The organism is Kosakonia sp. CFBP8986 (genome assembly GCF_034044935.1).
In the GTDB taxonomy this organism is placed as follows: Bacteria; Pseudomonadota; Gammaproteobacteria; order Enterobacterales; family Enterobacteriaceae; genus Kosakonia; species Kosakonia cowanii.
Map to the genome: position 1 here is coordinate 314,592 of NZ_JAXCXB010000002.1, position 15,911 is coordinate 330,502.

Annotated in this window: 17 protein-coding genes; 10 read left to right on the forward strand and 7 right to left on the reverse strand. The window is 56.9% G+C overall.

From position 1 onward, the window contains the following. Positions 1-79 precede the first annotated feature (79 nt). The 7 genes from purF (at position 80) to hisP (ending at position 6,636) form a co-directional block, all read left to right on the forward strand. Positions 80-1,597: an amidophosphoribosyltransferase gene (purF, locus tag SOM48_RS05185; RefSeq protein ID WP_320511562.1), complete on the forward strand. Its 1,518-nt coding sequence runs from the start codon at positions 80-82 to the stop codon at positions 1,595-1,597. Between the two features lie 94 nt (positions 1,598-1,691). Further along, positions 1,692-2,273, forward strand: coding sequence for a UbiX family flavin prenyltransferase (locus tag SOM48_RS05190; RefSeq protein WP_023479639.1), 582 nt, complete (start codon positions 1,692-1,694; stop codon positions 2,271-2,273). A gap of 268 nt (positions 2,274-2,541) precedes the next feature. Beyond that, positions 2,542-3,324: a lysine/arginine/ornithine ABC transporter substrate-binding protein ArgT gene (argT, locus tag SOM48_RS05195; protein WP_128482489.1), complete on the forward strand. Its 783-nt coding sequence runs from the start codon at positions 2,542-2,544 to the stop codon at positions 3,322-3,324. Between the two features lie 265 nt (positions 3,325-3,589). Continuing rightward, positions 3,590-4,372 (forward strand): histidine ABC transporter substrate-binding protein HisJ, encoded by a 783-nt coding sequence (gene hisJ, locus SOM48_RS05200; RefSeq protein ID WP_320511667.1) that lies wholly within the window; start codon positions 3,590-3,592, stop codon positions 4,370-4,372. 83 nt (positions 4,373-4,455) lie between these two features. Beyond that, positions 4,456-5,142 carry a histidine ABC transporter permease HisQ gene (locus SOM48_RS05205; protein WP_023479875.1) on the forward strand — a complete coding sequence of 229 codons (687 nt, stop codon included), beginning with the start codon at positions 4,456-4,458 and terminating at the stop codon, positions 5,140-5,142. After that, positions 5,139-5,855 carry an ABC transporter permease gene (locus tag SOM48_RS05210; protein WP_023479676.1) on the forward strand — a complete coding sequence of 239 codons (717 nt, stop codon included), beginning with the start codon at positions 5,139-5,141 and terminating at the stop codon, positions 5,853-5,855. Before SOM48_RS05205 ends, SOM48_RS05210 begins: the two co-directional genes overlap by 4 nt. A gap of 7 nt (positions 5,856-5,862) precedes the next feature. Further along, positions 5,863-6,636 carry a histidine ABC transporter ATP-binding protein HisP gene (gene hisP, locus SOM48_RS05215; protein WP_042712051.1) on the forward strand — a complete coding sequence of 258 codons (774 nt, stop codon included), beginning with the start codon at positions 5,863-5,865 and terminating at the stop codon, positions 6,634-6,636. Between the two features lie 111 nt (positions 6,637-6,747). Here the strand turns inward: hisP and SOM48_RS05220 are convergent, their stop codons facing one another. The 5 genes from SOM48_RS05220 to yfcG all read right to left on the reverse strand — a co-directional run bounded on the left by SOM48_RS05220 (position 6,748) and on the right by yfcG (position 10,085). After that, on the reverse strand, positions 6,748-7,350 hold the full coding sequence (locus tag SOM48_RS05220) for a hypothetical protein (RefSeq protein ID WP_320511563.1): 603 nt from the start codon (positions 7,348-7,350) through the stop codon (positions 6,748-6,750). Then, entirely contained in the window at positions 7,316-7,813 is a 498-nt protein-coding gene (locus tag SOM48_RS05225; protein ID WP_312479462.1) for a GNAT family N-acetyltransferase, read from the reverse strand. Before SOM48_RS05225 ends, SOM48_RS05220 begins: the two co-directional genes overlap by 35 nt. Positions 7,814-7,881: 68 nt before the next feature. Next, on the reverse strand, positions 7,882-8,454 hold the full coding sequence (locus SOM48_RS05230) for a hypothetical protein (protein ID WP_128482491.1): 573 nt from the start codon (positions 8,452-8,454) through the stop codon (positions 7,882-7,884). Positions 8,455-8,519: 65 nt separating this feature from the next. Beyond that, a complete protein-coding gene (locus SOM48_RS05235; RefSeq protein WP_289743317.1) occupies positions 8,520-9,416 on the reverse strand; it encodes a TIGR01777 family oxidoreductase in 897 nt (298 codons plus the stop codon). A 39-nt stretch (positions 9,417-9,455) separates the two neighbouring features. After that, positions 9,456-10,085 (reverse strand): GSH-dependent disulfide bond oxidoreductase, encoded by a 630-nt coding sequence (gene yfcG / locus SOM48_RS05240; protein WP_054803338.1) that lies wholly within the window; start codon positions 10,083-10,085, stop codon positions 9,456-9,458. 134 nt (positions 10,086-10,219) lie between these two features. On the opposite strand from yfcG, the gene yfcF reads away from it, so the two are divergent. Genes yfcF through yfcD form a run of 3 tightly spaced genes read left to right on the forward strand, consistent with a single transcriptional unit; the run spans position 10,220 to position 12,073 of the window. Further along, the gene (gene yfcF, locus SOM48_RS05245) at positions 10,220-10,864 is read left to right on the forward strand and encodes a glutathione transferase (RefSeq protein WP_320511564.1); all 645 of its coding nucleotides are present in this window, start codon (positions 10,220-10,222) and stop codon (positions 10,862-10,864) included. Positions 10,865-10,915: 51 nt separating this feature from the next. Next, complete coding sequence (gene yfcE / locus SOM48_RS05250) at positions 10,916-11,470, forward strand: phosphodiesterase (protein WP_320511565.1); 555 nt, start codon at positions 10,916-10,918, stop codon at positions 11,468-11,470. 54 nt (positions 11,471-11,524) lie between these two features. Further along, positions 11,525-12,073, forward strand: a complete 549-nt coding sequence (yfcD, locus tag SOM48_RS05255; protein WP_023479717.1) for an NUDIX hydrolase YfcD — start codon at positions 11,525-11,527, stop codon at positions 12,071-12,073. A 217-nt stretch (positions 12,074-12,290) separates the two neighbouring features. Here the strand turns inward: yfcD and pta are convergent, their stop codons facing one another. Then, positions 12,291-14,432, reverse strand: a complete 2,142-nt coding sequence (pta, locus tag SOM48_RS05260; RefSeq protein ID WP_023479804.1) for a phosphate acetyltransferase — start codon at positions 14,430-14,432, stop codon at positions 12,291-12,293. 82 nt (positions 14,433-14,514) lie between these two features. After that, positions 14,515-15,717 (reverse strand): acetate kinase, encoded by a 1,203-nt coding sequence (ackA, locus tag SOM48_RS05265; protein ID WP_023479643.1) that lies wholly within the window; start codon positions 15,715-15,717, stop codon positions 14,515-14,517. Positions 15,718-15,911: the final 194 nt, after the last annotated feature.

Sequence of the window (15,911 nt, forward strand, 5' to 3'; positions counted from 1 at the left end):
GTTTTCGCGCGCGGTCCCTCTTCAAGAGGTCTTTGACGATTACGCCTGGTAAACCAAGCTCTTAACGAGGAAAAGACGTATGTGCGGTATTGTCGGTATCGCCGGTTTCATGCCGGTAAACCAGTCGATTTATGACGCGTTGTCGGTGCTGCAGCACCGTGGGCAGGATGCAGCGGGCATCATCACCATTGATGCCAATAACTGTTTCCGTCTGCGTAAAGCGAACGGCATGGTGAATGATGTATTCGAAGCCCGCCATATGCAGCGTCTGCAGGGCAATATGGGGATTGGCCACGTTCGTTACCCTACCGCGGGCAGCTCCAGCGCTTCAGAAGCGCAACCCTTCTACGTTAACTCCCCGTACGGCATTACGCTTGCGCACAACGGCAACCTGACCAACGCGCACGAACTGCGTAAAAAGCTGTTCGAAGAGAAGCGTCGCCACATTAACACCACCTCAGATTCTGAAATCCTGCTCAATATTTTCGCCAGCGAGCTGGATAACTTCCGTCATTACCCGCTTGAAGCGGATAACGTTTTCGCCGCGATTGCCGCGACCAACCGCCAGATCCGCGGTGCCTACGCCTGCGTGGCGATGATTATTGGTCACGGCATGGTCGCCTTCCGCGACCCGAACGGCATTCGCCCGCTGGTGCTGGGCAAGCGCGAACTAGGCGATGGCCGCACCGAATATATGGTGGCATCGGAGAGCGTTGCGCTTGATACGCTGGGCTTTGAGTTCCTGCGTGATGTCGCACCGGGTGAAGCGGTTTATATCACCGAGAAAGGGCAGCTTTACAGCCGCCAGTGCGCGGAAAACCCGGTCAGCAACCCGTGCCTGTTCGAATATGTCTACTTTGCGCGCCCGGACTCCTTTATCGACAAAATCTCCGTCTACAGCGCCCGCGTCAATATGGGCATGAAGCTCGGCGCGAAGATCGCCCGCGAGTGGGAAGATCTTGATATCGACGTGGTGATCCCGATCCCGGAAACCTCCTGCGATATCGCGCTGGAGATCGCCCGCATTCTGGACAAGCCTTACCGCCAGGGTTTTGTGAAAAACCGCTACGTTGGCCGCACCTTTATCATGCCGGGCCAGCAGCTGCGCCGTAAATCGGTGCGCCGCAAGCTGAACGCCAACCGCGCCGAGTTCCGCGACAAGAACGTGCTGCTGGTGGATGACTCCATCGTGCGCGGCACCACCTCGGAGCAGATTATCGAGATGGCGCGCGAAGCCGGGGCGAAGAAGGTTTACCTCGCTTCCGCGGCACCGGAAATTCGCTTCCCGAATGTCTACGGCATTGATATGCCGACCGCCAATGAGCTGATTGCTCACGGTCGTGAAGTGGATGAAATCCGCCAGATCATCGGCGCCGACGGGCTGATTTTCCAGGATCTCAACGATCTGATTGATGCCGTACGCGCAGAGAACCCGGACATTCAGCAGTTCGAGTGCTCAGTGTTTAACGGTATTTACGTCACCAAAGATGTCGATCAGCAGTATCTTGATTACCTCGACTCCCTGCGTAATGACGATGCCAAAGCGGTACAGTTGCAGAACGAAGTTGAAAGCTTAGAGATGCACAACGAAGGCTGATCCCGCCGCGCCCCTCGCATGAGGGGCGCAACTTGTTGCAACACCCTCTATAATCAGGCAAAGTTTGCGCTTATGTTAGCGGGTGGATAAGCAGATGAAACGACTGATTGTGGGCATTTCCGGCGCCAGCGGCGCAATTTATGGCGTTCGCCTGTTACAGGTGCTGCGCGATGTCGCTGAAGTAGAGACCCACCTGGTGATGAGCCAGGCCGCCCGGCAAACTCTCTCCCTTGAAACCGACTACTCCCTGCGCGATGTGCAGGCGCTGGCAAACGTGGTGCATGACGCCCGCGATATCGCCGCCAATATCTCCTCTGGCTCGTTCAAGACCGCAGGCATGGTGATCCTTCCCTGTTCCATTAAAACTCTCTCCGGCATTGTTCACAGCTACACCGACGGGCTGCTGACCCGTGCGGCAGACGTGGTGCTGAAAGAGCGTCGCCCGCTGGTGCTCTGCGTGCGTGAAACCCCACTGCATCTTGGCCACTTGCGTCTGATGACCCAGGCGGCAGAACTTGGTGCGGTGATCATGCCGCCGGTGCCTGCGTTTTACCATCGTCCGCAGAGCGTGATGGATATTGTCGATCAGACCGTCAACCGCGTCGTGGATCAGTTTGATATCGAACTGCCGGAAGATCTTTTTGCCCGCTGGCAGGGTGGCGATGCTGCAAAATAGTGCAACGTATCGCCGGATGCGCTTTTTTAGGGCAATTTTGTAAGCGCGATCATATCCTCAACATTTAATCCTCTTTTCCCCCGCTTACTGCTGCGGTTCGTTCCGCAGACCTGCTATCTTTCATCACAACGGTCAATCTGCAACGTTTTGTTAACAATTCCCGCGCCGCGTTATTTCATCATCGGGAAAGTGGCATAAGACGTGCAAGGCTACTGGCTGCAACACAACACACGACACAATAAAAAAACAGCACACTTGAGGGTAATGTATGAAGAAGACGGTCCTCGCTCTGTCTTTACTGCTGGGGCTCTCCGCCACCGCCAGCGTTTATGCAGCGCTTCCCCAGACAGTCCGTATCGGCACCGATGCCACTTATGCACCTTTCTCCTCGAAAGATGCCAAAGGGGATTTTGTGGGCTTTGATATCGATCTTGGTAATGAGATGTGCAAACGCATGCAGGTGAAATGCACCTGGGTCGGCAGCGATTTCGATGCCCTCATCCCCTCGCTGAAAGCGAAGAAGATTGACGCCATTATCTCGTCGCTCTCCATTACCGAAAAACGCCAGCAGGAGATCGCCTTCTCCGAGAAGCTCTACGCGGCGGATTCGCGCCTGATTGCCGCCAAAGGCTCGCCTATCAAGCCGACGCTGGAGTCGCTGAAAGGTAAACATGTCGGCGTGCTGCAAGGCTCAACGCAGGAAGGTTACGCCAACGATAACTGGCGCAGTAAAGGTATCGACGTGGTGGCCTACCAGAACCAGGATCAGATCTACTCTGACCTGGCTGCCGGTCGTCTCGATGCGGCATTCCAGGATGAAGTTGCCGCCAGCGAAGGCTTCCTGAAACAGCCTGCGGGCAAAGAGTTTGCTTTTGCTGGCCCGTCGGTGAAAGACAAAAAGTACTTTGGCGATGGCACCGGGATTGGCCTGCGTAAAGATGATACCGAGCTGAAAGCGGCATTCGACAAAGCCTTTACCGAGCTGCGTAAAGATGGAACCTACGACAAACTTGCCAAAAAGTATTTCGACTTTAACGTCTACGGCGAGTAAGGCTGTACGGCCTGCGCCAGCGGGCCGTGAGGGAAAACGGTGCGCCATGCGCCTTTCGCGGCATGGTGCAGCAAACGGTGTCTGTTCCAGCGTGGTGCAGTGGCTGCATCACAATAGTGCAGGGCTGCATAGCTACGCACTCAGATTGCAAAAAAAGTTATCCTGCCGCGTTTATCTTTTGCCTTGCCGGGGGAGATGATGGCACGATAACGCACCGTTAAGTTGTGAGAATTCCCTTAGGAAAGACAGTCTGTTGAGGATAATGATGAAAAAATTGGTGCTCTCCCTTTCTCTGGTGCTCGCTGTTTCCAGCGTCTCTACTGTATTTGCTGCAATCCCGCAAAAATTACGTATCGGTACCGATCCCACTTACGCCCCGTTTGAATCAAAAAATGCGCAGGGTGAGTTGGTCGGTTTTGATATCGATCTGGCAAAAGAGCTCTGTAAGCGCATTAATACGCAGTGTGTGTTCGTTGAGAACCCGCTGGACGCGCTGATCCCTTCGTTAAAAGCGAAGAAAATCGACGCGATTATGTCCTCGCTGTCGATCACCGAAAAGCGCCAGCAGGAGATTGACTTCACCGACAAGCTCTACGCGGCAGATTCCCGTCTGGTAGTGGCAAAAGATTCTGACATTCAGCCGGAGCTGGACAAACTGAAAGGCAAGCGTATCGGCGTATTGCAGGGCACCACCCAGGAGACCTACGGTAATGTTCACTGGGCACCGAAAGGAGTCGAAATCGTCTCCTATCAGGGCCAGGACAATATCTATGCCGACCTGACCGCAGGTCGTATCGACGCGGCGTTCCAGGATGAAGTGGCTGCCAGCGAAGGTTTCCTGAAAACCGCGATGGGCAAAGCCTACAAATTTGGCGGGCCGTCGATTAAAGATGAGAAGCTGTTTGGCGTTGGCACCGGCATGGGCGTGCGTAAAGGCGATAGCGAACTGCGTGACGCGCTGAATAGAGCCTTCGCCGAGATGCGCGCTGACGGCACCTACGACAAGCTGGCGAAAAAGTATTTCGATTTTAATGTTTACGGTGGTTAATCCCACACCCTATTAACGTGCGACCCCTCCCGCAAGGGAGGGGAAGAGACACGGCAAACACCACACACGACAGGACAGGCTGCATGCTGCACGGGTTTTCTCAAGTGATATTCCAGGGCGCGCTGGTGACCCTCGAGCTGGCGCTCAGCTCCGTGGTGCTGGCGGTGCTGATTGGCCTGGCGGGCGCGGGCGCGAAGCTGTCGAAAAGCCGCGCGCTGGCGCTGATTTTTGAGGGTTACACCACCCTTATTCGCGGCGTGCCCGATCTGGTGCTGATGCTGCTTATCTTCTACGGCCTGCAAATTGCCCTTAACGCCATTACCGACGCGCTCGGCATGGCGCAGCTGGATATCGATCCGATGGTGGCCGGTATCATTACCCTCGGCTTTATTTACGGCGCTTACTTTACCGAAACCTTTCGCGGCGCTTTTATGGCGGTGCCGAAAGGGCAGATTGAAGCGGCGACGGCGTTTGGCTTTACCGGCCGCCAGGTGTTCCGCCGTATTCTGTTTCCGGCGATGATGCGTTTTGCGCTGCCGGGCATCGGCAACAACTGGCAGGTGATCCTGAAAGCGACGGCGCTGGTCTCCTTACTGGGGCTGGAAGATGTGGTGAAAGCGACGCAGCTCGCCGGCAAAAGCACCTGGGAGCCGTTCTACTTCGCCATTGTCTGCGGCGCGATCTATCTCATTTTTACCACGGCCTCCAACGGTGTCCTGCTGCTGCTTGAACGCCGCTACTCGGTGGGTGTGAAGAGGGCCGACCTGTGATTGAGATTATTCAGGAGTACTGGCAATCCCTGCTCTGGAGCGATGGCTACCGCATTACCGGCGTGGCGATTACGTTATGGCTGCTGATCGCTTCCGTGGTGATGGGCGGCATACTGGCGCTGTTTCTCGCGATTGGGCGCGTCTCCAGCAACAAATTTATCTGTTTCCCGATCTGGTTATTCACCTATATCTTTCGCGGCACACCGCTCTATGTGCAGCTGCTGGTCTTCTACTCCGGCATGTACACGCTGGAGATCGTGAAAGGGACTGAGTTGCTAAATGCCTTTTTCCGCAGCGGCCTCAACTGTACGGTGCTGGCGCTGACGCTCAACACCTGCGCCTATACCACCGAGATTTTCGCCGGGGCGATCCGCTCGGTGCCGCACGGTGAAATTGAAGCGGCGCGGGCATATGGCTTCTCATCCTTTAAAATGTACCGCTGCATTATTCTGCCTTCGGCGCTGCGTATCGCGCTGCCGGCCTACAGCAACGAGGTGATCCTGATGCTGCACTCCACGGCGCTGGCCTTTACCGCGACGGTGCCGGATCTGCTGAAAATTGCCCGTGATATTAACTCCGCCACCTACCAGCCCTTTACGGCGTTTGGTATCGCGGCGGTGCTCTATCTCATTATTTCGTATGTCCTGATTAGCCTCTTCCGCCGGGCGGAAAAGCGCTTTTTACAGCATATGAAGCCCTCTTCGACGCACTGAGAGCATGATGTCTGAGAATAAATTAAACGTTACCGATCTGCATAAGCGCTACGGCGAGCATGAAGTTCTGAAAGGCGTGTCGTTGCGGGCTAACGCCGGGGATGTGATCAGCATCATCGGCTCCTCCGGCTCCGGCAAAAGCACCTTCCTGCGCTGCATCAACTTCCTTGAGAAACCGAGCGAAGGCACCATTGTGGTGAGCGGGCAGAATATCAATCTGGTGCGCGACAAAGATGGCCAGCTGAAAGTCGCCGATAAGAATCAGCTGCGTCTGCTGCGCACGCGCCTGACGATGGTGTTCCAGCACTTCAATTTGTGGAGCCACATGACGGTGCTGGAGAACGTGATGGAAGCGCCGATTCAGGTGCTGGGGTTGAGCAAGCAGGAGGCGCGCGAGCGGGCGGTAAAATACCTGGCGAAAGTGGGCATCGATGCGATGCAGCAGATCAAGTATCCGGTGCATCTCTCCGGCGGCCAGCAGCAGCGCGTGTCGATTGCCCGCGCGCTGGCGATGGAGCCGGAAGTGCTGCTGTTCGATGAACCAACCTCAGCCCTCGACCCGGAACTGGTGGGTGAAGTGTTGCGCATTATGCAGAAGTTGGCAGAAGAGGGGAAAACCATGGTGGTGGTTACCCACGAAATGGGCTTCGCCCGCGATGTCTCCAGCCATGTGATCTTCCTCCATCAGGGAAAAATTGAAGAAGAGGGGACGCCGGATGAGCTGTTCGGCAACCCGAAAAGCCTGCGCTTGCAGCAGTTCCTCAAGGGATCGCTGAAGTAAGCCATGATTGCCTGATAGCGCTGCGCTTATCAGGCCTACGGGAAGTGCTGTTGCGGCTGTTGTAGGCCGGATAAGGCGAACGCCGCAATCCGGCACTGCACCGTCGCACTGTCACTTATCCGGGCGATTAACCTGCCACCAGCCTTGCGGAATGCCCGAGGCGGAAATAAAACGGTAATGGGTAAATATCGCACCGCGTGCGGAGACCCGCTTCTCAAGCTGAACCGTTCGCGCGCCGGGCGGCACAAGCGCGTCGCGGGTGCAGAGTTCAATCGGGCGGTTTAACCACGCATCGTAAAAGCGCAGCCCCGCCGGGCAACGGTTGGTGCGGGTGATGGGCGGGCCTGGGTGACCAATAGTAAAGGTCACCTCGCTATGTACTATTTCGCTTGCGGTAAACTTTACCCATGCTTCCGGCACGTTCCACAGGGTTGCGAGGCTAAGCAAACACAGGGCAACAAAACAAAGCAGCTTATTGCGCAGTGTCGTAAAGGGGCCGCGCCAGGCCGCCAATAATCCCACCAGCACGGCAACGATCAGGATAATCCAGGGATCCGGCTCACCGTTTTTCAGATAGACCTTGTGGCTAAAACCGCTGGAGAAAAGCAGCCATATCACCCACAAAAAGAAGATCACAATTCCGAGAGTGGCTTTCGCTTTGGCTGATTTGAACATCCTCTTAGTGCTTTTCACGGCGATAGATCCAGTCATCATAATATTTCCCGCGCAGCAAATAGGCCTGCTCCAGCACCTGTACGCGCGTGAAACCGCTCTTCTCCAGCACCCGCACCGAGCCGAGGTTGTCCGACAGCACCCACGCGTTAAGGGCGTGAATATCGCGCTCGCGAAAAGCGAAGTCGCAGAGTACCGCCAGCACTTCTGACGCCACGCCCTGGCCCTGCGCTTCAGGCAGGATTGAGTAGCCGACATCCGCTTCCTGCACAAGATGTGGACTCGGACGCAGGCCGACATCGCCAATTGCATGACCCTGCTCATCGCGGATCACAAAGGCATTCGGATCGTTAAGCCGATCTTCAAACAGGGTGCGGATCTGGCTTTCAGAGGCGATCTCAGCCATATAGCGCATCACGCTTTTATCCTGACGTATCTGCAAAAAGAAGGGCCAGTCAGACGCCTGAAATGGCGTCAGAGTAAAACGGGGGGTCTGCAACGTCATGACGCATCCTTGTGAGAATCAAACGAAGAAGCTTAGCACTGCAAAGGCGCGCGCGAGTGCCACAAAAATTAGGGGGTAGCAGGCTGCCAGGCGTAGGTTTTGCCATTCTCAGCGATAAAACGGTAGCGGGTAAACCAGGCGCCGCGTGCGGCGAGGCGTTTTTCGACCTGCACCGAGCTGGCATCGCGCGGCACGCTCTCTGTGTGGGTGCACAACGTCACCAACCGCCCGAGCCACGCATCGTCAATGCGTAGGCCCGCTTCGCAGTGGCTTTTACGCCCGAGCGAAGGGCCGGGGTAGGTGAGGCGAAAGGTTACCTCGCTCCTTATCGTTTCGCCTGCTGTCAGACGCACCCAGCCTTCCGGCACATTAAGCAGCGTGACGCCAATAAAGGCCGCAACGCAGAGGAAAAGCGGCCACGGGGCTAGCGCCTTAAACGCGCTCGCCTCACCGCGTACGGCTCTGCGCCAGCCACACCAGAGTCCAGTCAGCAGGCCAACCGCCAGCAGCACTGGCGTATCGGGCGCATCGTCACGCATAAAAACCGTGACGCCCAGTCGGGTGCTCTCCCACATCCACAGCGCCCATATCAGAAGCAGCAGACAGAGTGCGAAGAGACGGATTTTTTGCGACCTGGTCAATGGCAGCCCTTTTGCTTTAAAAGGCGTAGCTTACCACCATCATCCCAGGCTCAAGGCGACAAAATTTATGTGTTTACCACATCCGTCAGCGCCTCTTCGAGATCGTGCCAGCGAAAGGCAAACCCGGCCTCTTGCAGGCGTTTAGGCAGCGCGCGCTGGCCGCCTAGCACCAGCACCGACGATTCCCCCATCATCAGACGTACAGCCGTGGCGGGCGCGCGCATAAACGCCGGGCGATGCAGGGCATGACCAAGCGCATGAGCGAACTGCTCGTTACGCACCGGGTAGGGCGCGACCATATTAAACGGCCCGCGCAGATCGTTATCCAGCAGCCAGAGGATAGCGTTGACCATATCGTCGATATGGATCCAGGCCATATATTGCCGACCCGTGCCAATCGGCCCGCCGAGACCGAGGCGGAAGAGCGGCAGCAGCTTGCCGAGAATGCCGCCTTTCGGCGTCAACACCACGCCGGTGCGCAGCAGGCAGACGCGGGTGCGGTCGCTTTGCGCTTCGCAGGCGATCTGCTCCCAGCGCGCGCAGAGCTTATGGGTAAACTCGTTATGCGGCGGCTCCTCTTCTGTTACCACCACTTCGCCGAGATCGCCGTAGTAGCCGCAGGCGGAACCGGAGATCAGCACCTGCGGCGGGTTATCGCTGGCTTTGATCAAATCTGCCAGTTGCTGCGTAATCTGCCAGCGGCTGTTGCACAAGCGCTGTTTCTGCTCCTCGGTCCAGCGCTTATCAGCAATCGGCTCGCCCGCAAGATTGATCACCGCATCAAAGGTGTTGAGATCCGTAAGATCGTTAAGCCCCTTCAGCAGGCTGACGCGGGCATCAAGCTTTTGCTGCGCTTTGGCCGGATTTCGCGTGACCACCGTTACGCTGTGGTGCAGCTCCAGCAGACGGGGGATCAGATGGTGGCCAATCAGGCCAGTACCGCCAGTAACGAGTATCTTCATGCTTCCCTCCGAAGCGTGATTATCCTTAAAACGCGCAGCTTATGGCAGCTGCGCTTTCTGCAACGCACTCTCGGTGGCCGGGCGCGTGCGAATGCGCTCAAACCAGTTAAAGACCGCCGGGTAATCCTCAAGCGTAATACGCTGGCGCGCATGGGAGTTGATCCAGGGCCAGGCAGCGATATCCGCAATGCTGTAGTGCTGGCCCGCCAGCCACGGCACCTGCTCAAGACGTTTATTCATCACCTGGTAGAGCCGCTGCGTTTCCACCTGGTAGCGCTCAATGGCATAGGGCACCGGCTGTGGCGCGAAGTGGTTAAAGTGATGATTCTGCCCGAGCATCGGCCCAAGCCCCGCCACCTGCCAGAATAGCCACTGCAAAGTGACATGACGCTCGCGCAGTTCACCGCTCAGGAGCTGGCCGGATTTTTCTGCCAGATAGAGCAGGATCTCGCCCGATTCGAACAGGCTGAGCGGCGCGCCGCCGTCGGCGGGTTCATGATCGACAATCGCCGGGATCTTATTATTCGGTGAGATATCTAAAAATTCCGGGCGAAACTGCTCGCCTTTACTAATATCTACGCGGATCAGACGATACGGCAGCCCGGCCTCTTCGAGAAACAGCGTGATCTTATGGCCGTTCGGTGTCGGGGCGAAATAGAGGTCTATCATCGAAACTCCTGTGAGCGGAATGGGCGTCGCCCGTTAAGTATAGGTGTTCCCGGTAATGACAGCGTTTTCCGCGAGTGACAGAAGGCAGAAGAGGCTATATTTTGGACAAAACCTACCCGCTAAACGAGGATGTTATGAGCGAACCGGCAATCACGTTGTGGTCTGACAATGAGTACTTCTCCCCGTATGTGCTGTCGGCGTACGTTGCCCTGCATGAAAAGGCGCTGCCCTTCACGCTGAAAACCGTCGATCTGGCGAGCGGCGCGCAGCATAGCGCGGGCTGGCCCGGCTTTCGTCTGACGCAGCGCGTTCCTTCCTTAGAGATTGATGGCTTTGTGCTGAGCGAGTCCTCGGCGATTGCCGAATATCTCGACGAGCGTTTTGCGCCGCCGGAGTGGGAGCGTCTCTATCCCCATGACCGCGAGAACCGCGCCCGCGCGCGGCAGGTGCAGGCCTGGCTGCGCAGCGATCTGCTGCCGATCCGTGAAGCGCGCTCAACGGACGTGGTTTTTGCCGGGGCGAAAAAAGCGCCGCTCAGCGAAGCAGGCCAGGCGAGCGCCGATAAGCTATTCGCCATTGCGGGGGAATTGCTGGCACACGGTAAGCCGAACCTGTTTGGCGAATGGTGCATTGCCGATGTCGATCTCGCTCTGATGCTTAACCGGCTGGTGATGCACGGTGACCCGGTGCCGGAGCGCTTAGCGGAGTACGCCACCTTCCAGTGGCAGCGCTCCTCGGTTCAGCGCTATGTTGCACTTTCCGCTAAGCGCGCGGGCTGATAAGCGGTTCGCGTTCCGGTATCATAAGGGCGTTTTTTTCAAAGAGGTGCAGTGATGAAACTGATGTTTGCATCGGATATTCACGGGTCGTTGCCCGCGACGGAACGCATACTGGAACGGTTCGCGCAAAGCGGCGCCCGCTGGCTGGTTCTGCTTGGCGATGTGCTCAATCATGGCCCGCGTAACGCGCTGCCGGAGGGGTACAATCCGGCGCAGGTGGCAGAAAAGCTCAATACGCAGGCCAGCCGGATTATCGCCGTACGCGGCAACTGCGACAGCGAAGTGGATCAGATGCTGCTGCGCTTTCCCATTACCGCGCCCTGGCAGCAGGTTTTATTACCCGCGTGCCGCCTGTTTTTGACCCACGGCCATCTCTTCGGTGCGGAGAATATTCCGCCGCTGGAAGCAGGTGATGTGCTGGTGTATGGGCATACCCATATTCCGGTTGCCGAGAAGCGTGGTGAGATTGTGCACTTCAACCCCGGTTCGGTCTCTATCCCGAAAGGTGGGTTTGCCGCCAGCTACGGCATGCTGGAAGAGAATATGTTACGTGTTATCGCACTTAATGATCAGCGGGTTATTGCGCAGGTTGCGATTAATCCGTAATTTACCCGTCAACCGAAACGCGCCGTAAGAGCGCCATAAAGAGAAGATGTCCCGATGGTGGAACAGAGTCATTTTGCAGGCATGGAATGGGTAGATATTGTCAACGAAGACAATGAGGTGATTGCTCAGGCCAGCCGGGAGCAAATGCGCGCGCAGTGCCTGCGTCATCGCGCAACCTATATTGTTGTGCATGACGGGATGGGCAATATTCTGGTGCAGCGTCGTACCGAGCTAAAAGACTTTATGCCCGGTAAGCTGGACGCCACCGCGGGCGGCGTGGTGCAGGCGGGTGAAAACCTGCTGGAGTCCGCGCGCCGTGAAGCGGAAGAGGAGCTGGGCATTGCCGGCGTACCGTTTGCCGAGCATGGTCAGTTCTACTTTGAAGATGAGCATTGTCGGGTGTGGGGCGGGCTGTTCAGCTGCGTCTCCCACGGGCCGTTTGCCCTGCAGGAAGAGGAGGTGAGCGAGGTCTTCTGGATGACGCCGGAAGAGATCACCGCCCGCTGCGACGAGTTTACCGATGATTCGCTGAAAGCGCTGGCGCTGTGGATGAGCCGTAACGCCAGCAATGATGTGGAAAAGCGCGAGCAGGAGACGGAGTAACCTCTTTTGCTTTGCAGAAAAAAGCGACCTTGAGGGTCGCTTTTTTATTGCCGGTTTGCGGCTGTGGAGGGTGTGTTTTTTGCCGGATGGCGCTGCGCTTATCCGGCCTACACTCCTCAATATAAAAAAGGCGACCCGAAGGTCGCCTTTTTTTGTCTGGTGGCGGAGAAGCTTATCAAACCTTAGGTCGGATAAGGCGCAGCCGCCATCCGACACCTTACTGCTGCTGGGACGCCTGAATCGCGGTCAGTGCGATGGTGTAGACGATATCGTCTACCAGCGCGCCACGAGAAAGGTCGTTCACCGGCTTGCGCATACCCTGCAGCATCGGCCCGATAGAGATCAGGTCGGCAGAGCGCTGTACCGCTTTGTAGGTGGTGTTACCGGTGTTCAGATCCGGGAAGATGAACACGGTAGCGCGACCGGCAACCGGCGAGTTCGGCGCTTTAGATTTCGCCACATCCGCCATGACCGCGGCGTCATACTGCAGCGGACCGTCGATAACCAGGTCAGGACGTTTTTCCTGCGCCAGGCGAGTCGCTTCACGCACTTTCTCAACGTCGCTACCCGCGCCGGAGTTGCCGGTGGAGTAGGAGAGCATCGCCACGCGCGGCTCGATGCCGAACGCGGTCGCGGAGTCAGCGGACTGAATCGCGATCTCGGCCAGCTGCTCAGCGGTCGGATCCGGGTTGATTGCACAGTCACCGTAAACATAAACCTGTTCCGGCAGCAGCATAAAGAACACGGAGGAGACCAGCGAGCTGCCCGGCGCAGTTTTAATCAGCTGCAGCGGCGGGCGAATGGTGTTCGCAGTGGTGTGAACCGCACCGGAAACCAGGCCGTCAACTTCATCCTGCTCCAGCATCAGCGTGCCGAGCACCACGTTGTCTTCCAGCTGTTCGCGCGCTACGGCTTCGGTCATGCCTTTGCTCTTACGCAGCTCAACCAGGCGAGCGACGTAGCTTTCACGCACCACGTCCGGATCGACGATTTCGATACCGGCGCCCAGCTCAACACCCTGTGCTGCCGCAACGCGATTGATCTCATCCGGGTTGCCCAGCAGGATACAGGTCGCGATACCGCGTTCGGCACAGATAGCGGCCGCTTTCACGGTACGCGGCTCGTCGCCTTCCGGCAGTACGACGCGTTTGCCCGCTTTACGCGCCAGCTCGGTCAGCTGGTAACGGAAGGCTGGCGGCGAGAGGCGACGGCTGCGCTCGGAGGTGGCGGTCAGGGAGTCGATCCACTGCGCGTTGATGTAACGGGCAACGTACTCCTGCACGTTTTCAATACGCTCGTTATCGTCAACCGGCACTTCCAGGTTGAAGCTCTGCAGGCTCAGGGAGGTCTGCCAGGTGTTGGTGTTCACCATAAATACCGGCAGGCCGGTGGCAAACGCGCGTTCGCACAGCTTGCGCACGCTCTCTTCCATCTCGTAGCCGCCGGTCAGCAGCACGGCACCAATCTCAACGCCGTTCATCGCCGCCAGGCAGGCAGCAACCAGCACGTCAGGACGATCGGCAGAGGTCACCAGCAGCGAGCCCGGACGGAAGTGTTCCAGCATGTGCGGAATGCTGCGCGCACAGAAGGTGACGGACTTCACGCGGCGGGTTTTGATGTCGCCTTCGTTGATGATGGTCGCATTCAGGTGGCGCGCCATATCGATCGCACGGGTGGCGATCAGATCGAAGCTCCACGGCACCGCGCCCAGCACGGGCAGAGAGCTGGTCTCTTGCAGCTGCGCCGGATCGATATGCACCACTTTTGCTTTTGAGGAGTCATCAAAGATCTCAGAGAGATCCGGGCGCGTACGGCCCTGCTCATCAACCGGGGCGTTCAGTTTGTTGACGATAACGCCGGTGATGTTGCTGTTTTTCACGCCGCCGAAGCTGTTGCGCGTCAGCTCGATGCGCTCTTTAAGCTGCTCCTGCGTGTCAGTGCCCTGAGACATAACGAAGACGATTTCCGCATTCAGCGTTTTCGCGATTTCGAAGTTCAGGGACTGGGCGAACTGGTGTTTACGGGTCGGGACCAGGCCTTCAACCAGCACCACTTCAGCGTCTTTGCTGCTTTCGTGGTAGCGGGCGATGATCTCTTCCATCAGCACATCTTTCTGATTACTGGAGAGCAGCGACTCGACGTGGCTCATTTTCAGCGGTTCAGCCGCCGGCAGCCCGGAGTTGGCGCGCACGATAGTGGTGGTCTGGTCAGGCGCATCGCCGCCCGCACGTGGCTGGGCGATCGGTTTAAAGACGCTCAGACGAACGCCTTTGCGTTCCATAGCACGGATCACGCCAAGGCTGACGCTGGTCAGGCCGACGCTGGTTCCGGTAGGGATCAGCATAATAATACGGGACACGGTTAATCCTCTTTCGTTACCGTCGAAGCGGACGGGTTACAAAACAGCACCGCCAGCGTTGGCTGGCGGTGTGGGTAAGCTATCAGGCAGTCAGGCGGCTTGCGTCTTGCGCAATCACCAGCTCTTCGTTAGTCGGGATAACGATCGCCGGGCGGGTGCCTTCTTTGTTGATAAAACCAGACTTGCCGAAACGGGCAGCCAGGTTGCGTTCGTGGTCAACTTCGAAGCCGAGCACGCCCAGTTTGCCCAGGGAGAGCTCGCGTACCATCGCTGCGTTTTCACCGATACCGCCGGTGAAGATCACCGCGTCCAGACGACCATCCATCAGCGCCGTGTAAGAGCCGATGTATTTCGCCAGGCGATGGCAGTAAACGTCCATCGCACGCTTCGCGTCTTCTTTGGTTTCGTAGTTATCTTCTACATAACGGCAGTCGCTGGTGACTTCGGTCAGGCCCAGCAGGCCGGACTCTTTGGTCAGCATTTTGTTGATCGCTTCAACGCTCATGCCCAGGGTGTCATGCAGATGGAAAATGATCGCCGGGTCGATATCACCAGAACGGGTACCCATTACCAGGCCTTCCAGCGGGGTCAGACCCATGGAGGTATCGACGCACTCGCCGTTACGGATAGCGGAAACAGAACCGCCGTTGCCGAGGTGGCAGGTGATGATGTTCAGTTCAGAAACCGGTTTGTTCAGCACTTTTGCCGCTTCCTGGGTTACATAGAAGTGGCTGGTGCCGTGCGCGCCGTAGCGACGAACGCCGTGCTCTTTGTACAGTTTGTACGGCAGGGCGTAGAGGTAGGACTCTTCCGGCATGGTGGTGTGGAACGCGGTGTCAAACACGGCAACGTTCTTCTCTTTCAGGCTCGGGAAGGATTTCAGCGCTTCGGCGATACCGATCAGGTGAGCCGGGTTGTGCAGCGGGGCGAAAGAGGCCGCATCTTTAATACCCTGGATCACAGACTCATCGATCACCACGGAACGGGTGTATTTTTCACCGCCGTGGACGATACGGTGACCGATTGCGGTCAGCTGAGCAGACAGTTCTGGTTTTTGTGCCAGAATAGTGTTAACGATAAAGTTAAGCGCTTCGCTGTGAGCGGCACCTGCACCTAAAGCCGCTTCTTGTTTACCGCCATCCATTTTCCACTTGATGCGTGCTTCAGGAAGGTGGAAACATTCGGCTAAACCAGAGAGGTACTCTTCACCGTTAACAGCATCGATAATTGCGAATTTCAGTGAGGAGCTACCGCAGTTCAGAACCAGTACTAACTTACTCGACATGGAAGTACCTATTTATGATACGTGGCTAAAAAAGGTCAGTGAGTCGCACAGCGTAGCGCAGGTTGACGCTGACATTTATGATTAACATCATGTCGAGAGAACTTTCTGACACGATGAAAGAATAGTTAAAATTTTAAGCTATTTTGCGCAATTTTCAGACAGTGGCATAATGAGCTTATTATTTGACGACTCAA

Coding starts and splice junctions, on each gene's coding strand:
- purF (WP_320511562.1), top strand. CDS start 80: ATGTGCGGTATTGTCGGTATCGCCGGTTTCATGCCGGTAAACCAGTCG.
- SOM48_RS05190 (WP_023479639.1), top strand. CDS start 1,692: ATGAAACGACTGATTGTGGGCATTTCCGGCGCCAGCGGCGCAATTTAT.
- argT (WP_128482489.1), top strand. CDS start 2,542: ATGAAGAAGACGGTCCTCGCTCTGTCTTTACTGCTGGGGCTCTCCGCC.
- hisJ (WP_320511667.1), top strand. CDS start 3,590: ATGAAAAAATTGGTGCTCTCCCTTTCTCTGGTGCTCGCTGTTTCCAGC.
- SOM48_RS05205 (WP_023479875.1), top strand. CDS start 4,456: ATGCTGCACGGGTTTTCTCAAGTGATATTCCAGGGCGCGCTGGTGACC.
- hisP (WP_042712051.1), top strand. CDS start 5,863: ATGTCTGAGAATAAATTAAACGTTACCGATCTGCATAAGCGCTACGGC.
- SOM48_RS05220 (WP_320511563.1), bottom strand. CDS start 7,350: ATGATGACTGGATCTATCGCCGTGAAAAGCACTAAGAGGATGTTCAAA.
- SOM48_RS05225 (WP_312479462.1), bottom strand. CDS start 7,813: ATGACGTTGCAGACCCCCCGTTTTACTCTGACGCCATTTCAGGCGTCT.
- SOM48_RS05235 (WP_289743317.1), bottom strand. CDS start 9,416: ATGAAGATACTCGTTACTGGCGGTACTGGCCTGATTGGCCACCATCTG.
- yfcG (WP_054803338.1), bottom strand. CDS start 10,085: ATGATAGACCTCTATTTCGCCCCGACACCGAACGGCCATAAGATCACG.
- yfcF (WP_320511564.1), top strand. CDS start 10,220: ATGAGCGAACCGGCAATCACGTTGTGGTCTGACAATGAGTACTTCTCC.
- yfcD (WP_023479717.1), top strand. CDS start 11,525: ATGGTGGAACAGAGTCATTTTGCAGGCATGGAATGGGTAGATATTGTC.
- ackA (WP_023479643.1), bottom strand. CDS start 15,717: ATGTCGAGTAAGTTAGTACTGGTTCTGAACTGCGGTAGCTCCTCACTG.